At 49.0% G+C, this 12,844-nt stretch carries 10 protein-coding genes; 9 read left to right on the top strand and 1 reads right to left on the bottom strand.

Going from position 1 to position 12,844, the window contains the following annotated elements; genetic code table 11:
* Positions 1 to 25: 25 nt before the first annotated feature.
* On the bottom strand, positions 26 to 925 hold the full coding sequence (locus A3844_RS03330) for an AraC family transcriptional regulator (RefSeq protein ID WP_074085488.1): 900 nt from the start codon (positions 923 to 925) through the stop codon (positions 26 to 28).
* A 187-nt stretch (positions 926 to 1,112) separates the two neighbouring features.
* On the opposite strand from A3844_RS03330, the gene A3844_RS03325 reads away from it, so the two are divergent.
* The 9 genes from A3844_RS03325 to A3844_RS03290 all read left to right on the top strand — a co-directional run bounded on the left by A3844_RS03325 (position 1,113) and on the right by A3844_RS03290 (position 12,582).
* A complete protein-coding gene (locus A3844_RS03325) occupies positions 1,113 to 3,344 on the top strand; it encodes a glycoside hydrolase family 52 protein (protein ID WP_074085735.1) in 2,232 nt (743 codons plus the stop codon).
* The gene (locus tag A3844_RS03320) at positions 3,341 to 5,428 is read left to right on the top strand and encodes an alpha-glucuronidase family glycosyl hydrolase (protein ID WP_074106615.1); all 2,088 of its coding nucleotides are present in this window, start codon (positions 3,341 to 3,343) and stop codon (positions 5,426 to 5,428) included. Before A3844_RS03325 ends, A3844_RS03320 begins: the two co-directional genes overlap by 4 nt.
* A gap of 179 nt (positions 5,429 to 5,607) precedes the next feature.
* Positions 5,608 to 6,402: a Nif3-like dinuclear metal center hexameric protein gene (locus tag A3844_RS03315; protein ID WP_074106614.1), complete on the top strand. Its 795-nt coding sequence runs from the start codon at positions 5,608 to 5,610 to the stop codon at positions 6,400 to 6,402.
* A gap of 84 nt (positions 6,403 to 6,486) precedes the next feature.
* Positions 6,487 to 7,686: a glycoside hydrolase family 2 protein gene (locus tag A3844_RS33315; protein ID WP_244169673.1), complete on the top strand. Its 1,200-nt coding sequence runs from the start codon at positions 6,487 to 6,489 to the stop codon at positions 7,684 to 7,686.
* Positions 7,569 to 9,980, top strand: coding sequence for a DUF4982 domain-containing protein (locus A3844_RS03310; protein WP_244169672.1), 2,412 nt, complete (start codon positions 7,569 to 7,571; stop codon positions 9,978 to 9,980). Before A3844_RS33315 ends, A3844_RS03310 begins: the two co-directional genes overlap by 118 nt.
* Before the next feature lie 103 nt (positions 9,981 to 10,083).
* Positions 10,084 to 10,578, top strand: a complete 495-nt coding sequence (locus A3844_RS31720; RefSeq protein WP_083606666.1) for a hypothetical protein — start codon at positions 10,084 to 10,086, stop codon at positions 10,576 to 10,578.
* Positions 10,579 to 10,852: 274 nt separating this feature from the next.
* A complete protein-coding gene (locus A3844_RS03300) occupies positions 10,853 to 11,302 on the top strand; it encodes a hypothetical protein (protein WP_074106613.1) in 450 nt (149 codons plus the stop codon).
* A gap of 222 nt (positions 11,303 to 11,524) precedes the next feature.
* Positions 11,525 to 11,983, top strand: coding sequence for a contact-dependent growth inhibition system immunity protein (locus A3844_RS03295; RefSeq protein ID WP_074103209.1), 459 nt, complete (start codon positions 11,525 to 11,527; stop codon positions 11,981 to 11,983).
* A 107-nt stretch (positions 11,984 to 12,090) separates the two neighbouring features.
* A complete protein-coding gene (locus A3844_RS03290; protein ID WP_074103208.1) occupies positions 12,091 to 12,582 on the top strand; it encodes a hypothetical protein in 492 nt (163 codons plus the stop codon).
* The last annotated feature ends 262 nt before the right edge of the window (positions 12,583 to 12,844 follow it).

Below are 12,844 nucleotides of genomic sequence, written 5' to 3'. Positions count from 1 at the left end.
CCAGCCGTTATTTTGCCGCAATTATTTACTCTTCCCTGTACTCCCGCGGCGATTTGCCGTACCAGCGTTTGAACTGGCGGCTGAAGTGGGCAATGTCGCGGTAACCCAGCAGGCCTGAGATTTGGCTCACGGACAAGCTTGAATCATCAAGGAGCACCTTGGCCTCGTGAAGCATTTGTTCGGACAGAAATTCTCTGGGCGACACCCCGAACACCTGCCGGAATACCCGGTAGCAGTGGGAGGCGCTGATCCCCAGCTCTGCAGCAATATCATCTATACCGTAATGGCTGTCGTAAGGCAGCTCCAGTTGAAATTGCTGATAGACCAGTCCCTGCAGGCGGCTGCGGATCTGGTGGGCAAGCTCCACCTTTTCATAAGTGCCCGAAGCGGGTAAATTGGCCTCGATGGAGAAGGCCTCCCACAGCTGACCGAACAGCTCAAACACCGCAGACTGCAGCCTCATCCGCTGGGACATCGTGATGTCTCCGGAGATGGTACCTGAGATCTCTACCAGCCTGGTGAAGACGGGACCCAATTTATGGGCGATGGTGCTTCCGGATTCGAAGAGAACATGGTCAAGCCGGCTTAACAGTGAGATCAGAATCTTGTCGTCGATATCAAAATGAATGCAAAAATAAGTAAAGGGTTTGCCATTGCCGCTTTTGCTGGAGTGGGAGTCGCCCGGTCTTAATAAGACCAGATCTCCGGCCTTCTGCGTATAGCTATGATTGTTGACGACAAGCAACTGCTCTCCTTCGAGTACATAATTAAATTCGTATTGCGGATGCGCATGAACGGGATAAGCCCACTCGCCGCGCACCTTCCGTAGGTGCATTCCGAATAAATTCAGTGTTGTCTTCACATCGGGTATGATCGTTTCGCTGATGCTGTGCCCGAGTACAGGCGGAATAAAGGCTGAAACCATGGAGTCTCCCCTTTCAAAACTATATATTTGAACAAAAGTGTATCTATTAGTATAGCAGGCCTCCAGCTTGATTTGGGTAAATATTTGCTTGATTTGACAATGTTCTCACCCCGGAGGGCCATGTTAGGATGAACCTATACAATGGAAGCAAGCAGATATGAAACTGAAGATCCAGAAAGGAGTCTTTATGACGAAAACTAATGTATTCTATAATGTTCAGCACTCTCCGATTGGGGCCTTTGCGAGTTTCACTTTGGGGTTCAAGGGGAAGAATGGGGGACTTGGACTGGAGCTGGGCAAGCCGGCGGACCAGAATGTGTATGTTGGATTCCAGTCCGGAGATGGCGAAACCTATGAAGTCCTGCCCTTTTTCGAGCATGTGGAGGATGCAGGCGCCAGATATGATATCGAAAAGGCCGACGAAACCGCCAAGGAATTGCAGGAGGTGTTCCCTGCTCCGCCGGGAGGAAATGATAAGGATAAACCTAGCGGCTGGTATCAGCCGTCCCCGATTGTTTTGAAAGCGTTTGAAGACCAGGCGATAACCCGATCCTTGCGTTCAGCAACAGACACCTGGAAGGCGGGGGATCTGACTTTTACCATCTACTCGCCTGTCCGCTCCGTTCCGGATCCGGCTTCCGCTGATGCGGAGGAACTGAAAGCAGCCATTCTTCCGGCCGTTTTCGCTGAACTGACACTGGATAATACCCAAGGAACCTTTGCGAGAAAAGGATTCTTCGGTTACGAAGGCAGCGATCCCTACAACTCCATGCGCAGGCTCAGTGACACCAGCGGCGGGGAATTCGAAGGCATCGGCCAAGGCCGGCTGACAGCCATTGCCTGTAAGGATGCAGGGGTGCAGACTGCCCTCGGGTTCACCATGGAGAAAATACTTGAAGCCAAGCTGGAGCATAACCTTGCTTTTGGGCTCGGTGGAACCGGTGCGGTTATGATGGAGGTTCCTGCGGGTGAGAAGCGGACGTACCGCTTTGCTATCTGCTTTTACCGGGGCGGGCTGGTTACAACAGGAATAGATGCCAGCTATGCGTATACCCGTTATTTTAGAAATATTGAAGCTGTTGCAGGGTACGCCCTGGAGCATTTTGACGAGTTGATCGATTCCTGTGAATCCGGCAATGACTGGATCGGTTCTGCCCGGCTTACCGAAGACCAGTCCTTCATGCTCGCGCATGCGATTCACAGCTATTATGGCAGCACCCAGCTGCTGGAAGCAGACGGGAAGCCCATTTGGATCGTGAACGAAGGCGAATACCGGATGATGAACACACTGGATCTGACGGCGGATCAGCTGTTTTTTGAACTGGTTATGAATCCCTGGACGGTCAGAAATGAACTGGAATTGTTCGTGGAGCGCTACAGCTATAAGGATAAGGTTGTATTTCCTGGCGGAACCGAGGAATATCCGGGAGGCATCACCTTTACCCACGATGTCGGCGTAGCCAACGTATTCTCGCGGCCGCAGTATTCTGCTTATGAGATGGCAGGGCTGGATGACTGCTTCTCGTATATGAGCCATGAAGAGCTGGTTAACTGGCTGTGCTCGGCGCTGGTCTATATCGAACAGACCCAGGACCGCGAATTCATCGGCGGTATGCTGCCGACGCTTCGTGCCTGCTTCGAGAGCATGCTGAACCGTGACCATCCCGAGAGTCATTTGCGAAATGGCTTGATGGGTCTGGACAGCAACCGCACACAGGGCGGGGCTGAAATTACTACTTACGACAGTCTGGATACCTCACTGGGTCAATCGCGCAATAATATTTATATGGCAGGCAAGTGCTGGGCGGCTTACGTGGCACTGGAGAAGTTTTTCAAGCAAGAGGGATGGGCTGAACTGTCGGCTTCAGCCGGACAGCAGGCGGACAAATGCGCTGCTTCCATAGCTTCCAAGCTGAACAGTGAGGGGTACATTCCAGCCATCATCAATGAGGACAACGAGTCCTGTATTATTCCGGCAATCGAAGGACTGGTGTTCCCTCTGTTCACAGGCTGTGAAGAAGCGCTTGACCGGAATGGCCGATTTGCCGGCTATCTGAATGCGCTGAACACTCACTTGAGCAACGTGCTGGTTCCCGGAGTCTGCCTTTTCGAGGATGGCGGCTGGAAGCTGTCTTCGACCAGCAATAATTCCTGGCTCAGCAAAATCTATCTCTCCCAGTTCATTGCCCGCGAGATTCTGGATGTGCCTTGGGACGCACGCGGCCTTGCAGCAGATGCGGCACATGTCCGCTGGCTGCTCCATCCGGAGCTGTCTTACTGGTGCTGGAGTGATCAGATTCTCTCCGGCCTTATCGGCGGCAGCAAATATTATCCGCGGGGTGTTACGGCCATTCTGTGGCTGCTTGAAGGCACAGGCAACCGGTCGCTGACCAAGATCAAAGAGAAACCCTTTGCATGAGTCATTCCAAGGCTATTCATAATAGAATCGCTGACGGTGGTTATGCTGCATGGTTAAGCTATCCTTCTTTGCCGTCCGGGCGCCTCCAGGATCAATATGTGAAATGGTGCGGGGCAGTACAGGCAACCGATGAGGACGATACGGTTCAGGCTGCCCTCCGGGAATGGCAAAGAGGCATTGAATCCATGCTTGGCATACAGGCAGTGAAAGTGAGAGAACAGGCTCCAACGGGTTTATCTGTAGTATTCGGAACCTTCCAGGGCGGGAATCCGCTGATCGGCAGCGTGTTCGGGGAAGAAACGGTCCGGATTGTAGGTCCGGAGGGTTTTGCGATCCGCACCAGCCAAGAACAAGGCTGTATTGCTATTGGAGCCGTATCACCGGCAGGTGTACTCTACGGAGTATTTCATCTGCTGCGGCTGATCGGCAACCTGGAGGAAATCGAAGGGCTGGACGAAGTTATTATCCCGGTGAATGGGCTGCGGATGATCAATCATTGGGATAATTTTGACGGAAGCGTGGAGCGGGGATATGCGGGCAGATCCTTTTTTTATGATAACAACCATTTTACAAACGATGTGGAGAGAATCCGTGATTATGCGCGGCTGATGTCCTCTGCAGGGATCAATGCTATTGCCATCAACAATGTGAATGTCCATGCGCTTGAAACGCTGTTCATCTCCAAGTATCTGCCCGAGGTTGCAAGCATTGCCGATCAGTTCAGGGTATATGGTATCAAGCTGTTCCTGAGCGTGAACTTTGCTGGTCCGATGCATGAAGGGGAAGTGTGCACCGCTGATCCGCTGGACCTTGGAGTACGCAAGTGGTGGCAAGACACAGCAGCCGGGGTGTATGCGGCGATTCCCGATTTTGGCGGATTTGTGGTGAAGGCCGATTCCGAAAACCGTCCGGGGCCGTTCACCTATGGCCGGGACCATGCCGATGGCGCCAACATGCTGGCTGAAGCGCTGGAACCGTTTGGCGGAATTGTCATCTGGCGCTGCTTCGTATACAACTGCAAGCAGGACTGGCGTGACCGCAAGACGGACCGGGCCAGAGCGGCCTATGACCATTTCAAACCACTTGACGGCAAATTTAAGGATAACGTCATTCTGCAGATCAAGAACGGTCCGATGGATTTCCAGGTCAGAGAGCCGGTATCCCCATTGTTTGGGGCACTTGAGCGGACAAACCAGGTCATCGAATTTCAGATTGCCCAGGAATATACAGGACAGCAGCGCCATGTCTGTTATCTGGTTCCGCAGTGGAAAGAGGTCCTGGAATTCAACACCTATGCCCAAGGAGCGGCGTCTCCGGTGAAGCATATCGTGGACGGATCGTTGTGGGGCAACCGTCATAGCGGAATAGCAGCGGTGTCCAATGTAGGCAATGACCGGAACTGGACCGGCCACCTGCTGGCTCAGGCGAATCTGTACGGATACGGCCGTCTGGCCTGGAATCCGGAGCTGACGGCAGAGGAAATCGCCAGTGAATGGATCTCCCTGACCTTCGGTACAGATCCGGACGTTTCAAGTGTGGTCAGCCGGATATTGCTGGATTCGCTGGAAATCTATGAATCCTATACGGCACCGCTTGGCGTAGGCTGGATGATTAATCCCGAACATCATTACGGGCCGAATGTGGACGGCTATGAATATTCGCAGTGGGGCACCTATCATTATGCGGACCACCAAGGGATCGGTGTAGACCGTACCGTGAAGACCGGAACGGGCTACAGCGCCCAATATATAGGCCTGAATAGCGAACGTTATGATTCTCTGGAGACATGCCCGGACGAATTGCTGCTGTTCTTCCACCATGTTCCGTATACCCATGTGCTGCATTCCGGCAAAACCGTGATTCAGCATATCTACGATACCCACTTCGAAGGGGCGGAACGTGCGGCAGAGCTGCTGGCTTCCTGGAGCAGCCTGAAAGGAACTGTCCGGGAGGATTTGTACATGCAAGTGGAGGAACGTCTGAGGGGGCAGGCCAGTCATGCCAAGGAATGGCGTGACCAGATCAGTACGTATTTCTACCGCAAGAGCGGTATTGAGGATACCGGCAAACGCACTATTTACTGAGAGGGGAGCAGGGACATGAATACTGATACTCGGGTCACAGTAGACGATAAGCCTCCATTGATGAAGGCGTAACTTAACCTTGAAAGAGATTCGACATCGAATAGAATCAGTATCAGTATCTTCATAGACCCGCTTGCTTCCACCCATTATTTTCAGGTCCAACTTATACAGGAGGGAATATGACACTTACCTTCGGACACATCATCGATCACTTAACCAAAGGAATCACCAGGCTTGAACAGACCGTAGACAAGCTGGAGCCGGGAGACCCGGAGACTGGCGTGCAGGGAATCGTTACGGCCTTTTCCGCCTCCCAGTCTGTCATTGAACAGGCAATTGCGCTGGGAGCGAACCTGATCATCACGCACGAAGGCGTATTTTACAGCCACCAGCCTCACGCAGACGAACTGGAACAGGACCCTGTCTATCAACAAAAAGCCGAGCTTATCGCCTGTTCAAACCTCGGAATTTACCGGTTTCATGATTACCTGCACCGATATACACCGGACGGGATCGTGGAAGGGCTTATCCGGGAGCTGGGTTGGCAGACATATGTTACCGAGCACCGGCCGTCTGTATCTATTTTGACCATCCCGGTTATGAAGGCTGAAGAAATTGCGGAATATTTGAAAAAGCAGCTGCAAATCCCCTATGTGCGTGTTGCAGGCAATCTGACTGCTTCATGCGTGAAAGTGGGTATTCTGGTCGGCTATCGAGGGGGCGGCTCCTCGGCAATCCCATTATTTGATCAAGAATCTCTGGATTTGATCATCGCCGGGGAAGGACCGGAATGGGAGACGCCGGAGTATATAAGAGACGCTGCCCGTCAGGGACGGGACAAGGCACTGATTATGCTGGGTCACGCGGAGAGCGAGGCGCCCGGCATGAAATATCTGGCAGAGCAGCTGTCAGCAGAGTTTCCGGATGTGCCGGTACATTTCGTGAAAGATCAGCCGGCATTCCGTGTAATGTAATTGTTTAAAAAGAGTGTTATGGCAGAGCATTGAAAGGCTGGCCGATGTCATTCTCTTAAACCATGCACAGGAGGAACTTTATCCATGAGCATCAAAAGAAAACTGAACGGAGGCTGGCATTTCACCAAGCAGCCGCTCGGTTCAGAGCTTGCTAACGTGCTTGCGGACGCGGACTGGATGCCGGTAACGCTGCCTCACGATTGGCTGATTTACAACACGCATGCGCTTTATGAAGACGGTGAGGGCTGGTACCGAACCACCCTCAGCTTGGCCGAAGTGCCTGCTCATCAGCTGTGGTCCCTGCGATTTGAAGGCGTATACATGAATTCTACCCTGTACGTCAACGGACATGTGGCTGGTAAATGGAAGTATGGATATTCTACCTTCGAATTCGATATTACTCCTTACCTGTCCGGTGGAGACAATACGATTGTTATGCGTGTGATTCATGAATCTCCGAATTCACGCTGGTACTCGGGTGCCGGAATTTACCGCTCAGTGTGGCTTAAAATAACCCCAAAGACGCATATTGCACCGGATGGTATATATATTGCAGCCCGGCGGACGGATAGCGGGTCCTGGACCGTGGATGTGGACTGTGAACTGCAGGTAGAGGAAGGACGGGGTACGACTGGACTGAAACTCCGTCATACGGTTATGGATGCATGTGGAACAGTGATCAGGCAGGAGGAATCTGCCGTTCCTGCCCAGGAGAGAGATCAGAAGGTACATGCCCTCAGCCGCCTGACTATCGAACAGCCCTTGCTCTGGGATATTGGAAGTCCCCACCTCTATACCCTCCGTACGGAGCTGTTGGATCAGGACGGGATCATGGAAGTGGAAGAACAGGCTTTTGGATTCCGTACGGTGGAACTAGATAGTCAAAAGGGATTTTTCTTGAACGGACGATACGTTAAAATATACGGCGTGTGCCAGCATCATGATCTTGGCTGCCTGGGGGCAGCCGTGAATAAGACGGCTCTGCGGCGGCAGTTCGTGCTGCTGCAGGAGATGGGTGTGAATGCCATCCGGACAGCACATAACATGCCTGCCGTGGAACTGATGGAACTGGCTGACGAGATGGGTATGCTCATCGTCTCGGATGCTTTTGACATGTGGGAGCGATGTAAGACTCCTTATGACTATGCCCGGTTCTTCCCGGAGTGGTGGAAGAAGGATATCGCCAGCTGGGTACGCCGGGACCGCAACCATCCGAGCCGATCATGTGGAGCATCGGCAATGAAATCTACGATACCCACGCCGATGACCGCGGCCAGGAGCTGACACGGATGCTGCAGAATGAAGTGCTGGCCCATGATCCCCGGGGTAATGCCTTCGTTACAATTGGTTCGAATTACATGCCGTGGGACAACGCGCAAAAGTGCGCCGATATCGTCAAGGTGGCGGGTTACAACTACGGTGAGAAATATTATGACCGACAGCATGAGGAGCATCCAGACTGGTTCATCTATGGAAGTGAGACCTGCTCTACGGTCCAAAGCAGGGGGATCTATCATTTTCCGCTGGCCCAGCCGGTATTGGCAGATGACGATCTACAGTGCTCCTCCTTGGGCAACAGCTCCACCAGCTGGGGGGCCAAAAGCACAGAGTCCTGTATTACGTCAGACCGGGACGCTGCGTACTCTCTTGGACAATTTCTGTGGACCGGCTTTGACTATATAGGCGAGCCTACACCCTACTTCACTAAGAATTCTTACTTCGGCCAATTGGACACGGCGGGCTTTCCAAAGGACTCTTATTACATCTATAAGGCAGAATGGACCGATTACAGAACGGATCCGATGATTCATATCTTCCCTTACTGGGATTTCTCGGAGGGACAGCTCATTGATGTGCGGGTGTGCTCCAATGCCCCGCGGATTGAATTATTCTTCAATGACGTATCCAGGGGCACCTATGATATTGACCATGTTCATGGCCACAAGTTGCTGGGAGAATGGCGGCTGCCTTATTCAGAGGGGGTGCTCCGTGCTGTTGCCTATGATGAACAGGGAAATGTAGTGGCTTCGGAGCAAATTTTATCCTTCGGCAATGCTGCTTCTTTGGTGCTTACACCGGATAAGCATGAACTGACGGCAGACGGCCAGGATCTGATCTTCGTAACCATCACGGCGCAGGATTCGCAAGGACTCCAGGTGGAGAATGCCAACAACCGGGTTCACTTGAGCCTAGAAGGACCAGGACGGCTGATCGGACTAGATAATGGTGACAGCACCGATTACGATCCCTACAAAGGTACGAACCGCAGGATGTTCAGCGGCAAGCTGCTCGCTGTAATTGCCGGTACACTGGAGCCCGGCACAATCACTCTGCGGGCGACTTCACCGGAGATAGCTCCCGCAGAACTTATACTGCATTCAGGTGCTCCGGCACGAGGCACTTCAGGTGACGGTGAACTGTTCCTGTATGCGGACTGCCCTTTGGAAGGCAAGGGGGAATCTGCGGAGGTGGAGAGCAAGAAGGCTGCGGAAATTCCTGTGCGCAAGCTGGAAATTATCTGCCCTGAGGGCAATACTCTAACGCCGGAGCATTCCGCGCTCCCGGTGCGCGTGAAGCTCCATCCGGAGAATGCCACCTTCCAGGAGGTGGAGTGGCGGATTACGAATGCTGCAGGAATCGATGCGAATATCGCTTCGATTGAGGTGAAGGGGCATGAAGCCGTCATTACCGGTCTGGGGGATGGCGAAGTGTACATCCGTTGCGGGACAACGAATGGTGCTGACGGTATCCGGCTGTACAGCTTGGTGGAATTCAAGCTTGAAGGACTGGGGCAGGCCTGCCTGGACCCTTATGAATTTGTCTCCTCCGGCTATCACAGCATCGCCAGTACGAACCTGACCAACGGGAATGAACGGGGGGTTGCCACCGCGCGGGAAGGGGAGAGCCGGATCTGTTTCGAACGGATTGATTTCGGCGACTATGGAGCGGATGAAATCATCTTGCCTATCTTCTCCCTGGACGGTGGCGAGTACCCGATTGAAATATGGGAAGGCCTTCCCGGAGAGCCGGGTGCGAATCGGCTGTCCACGGTAATCTACCAAAAGCCTTCCCGCTGGAATGTATACCAGGAGGAAACCTACAAGCTGCCGAAACGTCTGACAGGAATCACCTCACTCTCTTTCGTCCTGCGGCAGAAGATCCACCTGAAAGGCTTCCAGTTTGTCCAGAAGCGTAAAGCTTATGAGCACCTGAGCGCGCTTGAGAACAGCCGGATTTACGGTGATACCTTCACCGTAACAGAGTCCGCCATTGAAGCCATCGGCAACAATGTGTCCCTCATTTATGAGGGGATGGACTTTGGTGTAAAGGGAAGCTCGCGGATTGTCATTTGCGGACGTTCCCCTCTGGAGAACAGCACGCTTCACCTGCTGTTCAGCGGTCCAGGTGGCGATTCCAAGCAGCTAGTGGAATTCGCCGGCAGCGGCAACTACACGGAGCGCGAATTTATTCTGGAACCGGTCAGCGGCCCACGGACCGTCACCCTCCTGTTCCTTCCAGGCAGCCAGTTCGACCTGAAGTGGTTTCGATTTTTGCCGGCTGGGCAGCTATCTCCTTAAAAGGGGGGGGCTGCTTTTTTGCGCTGGTGAGGGGATTAGGCAATCTCAATAGGGTGTTTGCCGGAAGTGAATCTAATGACAAGAAAGCCTCACGGTTGAAGGTGTGATTGATAATCTGCTGATATTAATTCGGAAAGATCCTACAGATCATGACTGGTTGGATAAACTTCCCAGTTGCATAAATGGTGTTTCCGATGAAAGTGGACCTGCGAAATACAAATATGGGACAAATATGGAAATGCTTAACCCCCACAAGAGTATAAAAAGTATACAAAATAAGGAGAATGGTTTGAAGATGTTCGAAAAGTTAAGCTTCTATCCCGGTAAAGTAATATACGAAGATTTTCATATCGATATTAACAAACCATTTGATTTTGAAGATGATGGATTAAAGGAAGATATGTTTAAAGTACAATACCCTGACAATTTCATCTTAGATATTGGATGGTATGATGGAATTAACAAATTTATTATTTATATTATTAAAGATTTTGATTGGGATAATCCAATTCAAAAAACTGAATGTGATTTAGTAGACCTTTATTACAAGACTGAAACCTTTGCAATTTATATTAGAGACCTGTTATCAAAGAAATAATCATTTTAAGGAATTTGCGTCGAAGAATTACTACTACCTGTATAATGGTCATGGTGATGTGGTCCAGATGGTCGATACCAGTGGAGCGATAGTGAAGTTTGACCGAATAGTAGACACGTTAAATCAGACATGGGAAGTCAATTGAAAATTGCAACTCAGAATGGTGCTTCATATGAGCTGCACTCTAACACTCCAATTCCAGAAGCTATAAAAGATAGGTTAATAACGAAGGGAATTAAATTTACTGAGTGGTAAATAAGAAGGAGGAGAACTTATGTCAATATCAGCCTCGATAAATATTTATTTAAGCGAGCGTAGTCGTACAAATTTATCAATAACTGATTTATTTCAGAACTTTGAAAACGAAGGTTGGAATTACATCAACAGAAATGGCGAGGTTACCATACTACCTTTGGGTGATGATGATGATTTCGAATGGACATCTACTACTCTCCATAGAGATGTCCTCTTTGATATTTTGAAAAAAAAGCGAGAACAGAGAGAAATCATTGGAATCGAGCTATTTCGGGTAGATTCTGAAGTCGGATGTGAGTTGCTAATATTTAACACAAACCAAATGATGTTTAGTTTATCCATAGCAAGAAAGAAAATCAAAGTAAAAGATGCTATCGACATTACTGATTTTAGTTGGTATCTGGATAGTATTTTTCCAGTTTTTAAAAATTTACAAATAGAACAAATAAGATGTGAACAATTGCTATAATGCGTTGATAAATTATTTTGGTTTATATGAATTTCGATAGCAAAAGACCGGAGTAGTGTGCATTTATAATGGTTGAAAGCGGCACTGACGGAAAACAATTCATCCCACCAGGTGGTCAAGTGAAGCACTTGGTAACGAGGCCGAAACGAATGGATTGTGTTAGGGGGAATAACTTTTATTCATTGGGCATCCGGAATTATCAGATATTTGGAGGTGATTCTCTTGGAGTACAGAAAACTTACCATTGATGAAATTTGCAGACTTGAAGGATTTCACGAAAAAATAGTAGTTGAGAAAAGCGTACCATTATCAGGATGGTTTGCAGGCATAATGGATATTAAGCTTAAAGATTTGTCTGATGGCTCAATTGCAAGATTAGTGAGGCAGAATTTCCACTTGAAATATGTGATTCCTGAGGCGATATTAAGATTGTCTTTGAACCCACTTGCCGGTAAACATTACGAAGGTGAACTTATTAATGCAATGAATTCAGTAAAAAATACATTTTGGGAAAACAACTCTAATGTATGTAATGATATAAAGAAACTATTAATGAAGATTGAAAATAAGGAAATTGACCTTCCAAAAGATTTTAATTGGTATACAGAAAAAGAAGAACAGGAATTTTATAAGGAATTACGAAAAATAATTTCAGTATTAAGTACTAATCTGACTAATTAAATATTTTGTACCACTCCTAGCTAGAGAGAAGCGGATAATTGTTTAAAGCTCCGCTTTATGGGGAGATTGATCATTTGAATGCTGCATGAAAAGGGGTGAGATTTTTTATGATTTATTTGAATGAAAAATCGGGGAGAAAAGACTGGTATTTTGAGGTGGACGATGAAGGTACCACATATAGACAGATTTTATTGGAGGAAGGAAAAGACAGTAAGAGTTCCAATCTGAAGAAATTTGAATTCTTCCTGTCAGAAAAAGAATTACCCTTAAATAATCCGGAATTAAAAAGAATTTCTAAGGAAACATTTGAAAAAGTGTGGAGTATTGTTAATAAAGATCAACTGACAAGATGGCGTGAACAAAAAGAACTACTTACGCTCGGAAGAAAGATAGTCGGCTATATTGAAGTTTTTTATCCTCAGGGAGTTATTGTTAGTATTCCCGATAATGATGCTTTGGGGGTCGCTGACTTTGAAGAATGTGCAGAAAACTCACAAAAACGCAATATGCATAAAGGATTGTTAGTAAACGCTGAAATCATTGGATATGATGAAATTAATTATTGGGTTATCTTGGGGGACCCAAAGGTTCTTGATTGATTGCAGGTGAGGAGTGTGAACACAATAAAGAAACGACTAAAGTATTATAGTGCAACTTATTTGATAGCTGTAATTAGTTCAATGCTTGGTACAGGAATCCCAGAATGGTCAGTATGATAAGCAGCGATTGGACAAGACAGACTAACGGTGGTTCGACACTCACAAGTAATGCGTCGCCAATGTGCAGTACAGCTACTTGGTGAATAATCAGGTGATATCGATTACGTATCCGGCTCTCACTGACGGCAGTATACTGAATACA

The sequence above is a fragment of the Paenibacillus helianthi genome, assembly GCF_001909055.1.
Classification (GTDB): domain Bacteria; phylum Bacillota; class Bacilli; order Paenibacillales; family Paenibacillaceae; genus Paenibacillus_AQ; species Paenibacillus_AQ helianthi.
This window is presented reverse-complemented; position numbering and strand designations above follow the sequence as displayed.

Bases quoted from the DNA above. Each gene is read 5' to 3' on its own strand.
- A3844_RS03330 (WP_074085488.1), bottom strand. From the start codon at position 925: ATGGTTTCAGCCTTTATTCCGCCTGTACTCGGGCACAGCATCAGCGAA.
- A3844_RS03325 (WP_074085735.1), top strand. From the start codon at position 1,113: ATGACGAAAACTAATGTATTCTATAATGTTCAGCACTCTCCGATTGGG.
- A3844_RS03320 (WP_074106615.1), top strand. From the start codon at position 3,341: ATGAGTCATTCCAAGGCTATTCATAATAGAATCGCTGACGGTGGTTAT.
- A3844_RS03315 (WP_074106614.1), top strand. From the start codon at position 5,608: ATGACACTTACCTTCGGACACATCATCGATCACTTAACCAAAGGAATC.
- A3844_RS33315 (WP_244169673.1), top strand. From the start codon at position 6,487: ATGAGCATCAAAAGAAAACTGAACGGAGGCTGGCATTTCACCAAGCAG.
- A3844_RS03300 (WP_074106613.1), top strand. From the start codon at position 10,853: ATGTCAATATCAGCCTCGATAAATATTTATTTAAGCGAGCGTAGTCGT.
- A3844_RS03290 (WP_074103208.1), top strand. From the start codon at position 12,091: ATGATTTATTTGAATGAAAAATCGGGGAGAAAAGACTGGTATTTTGAG.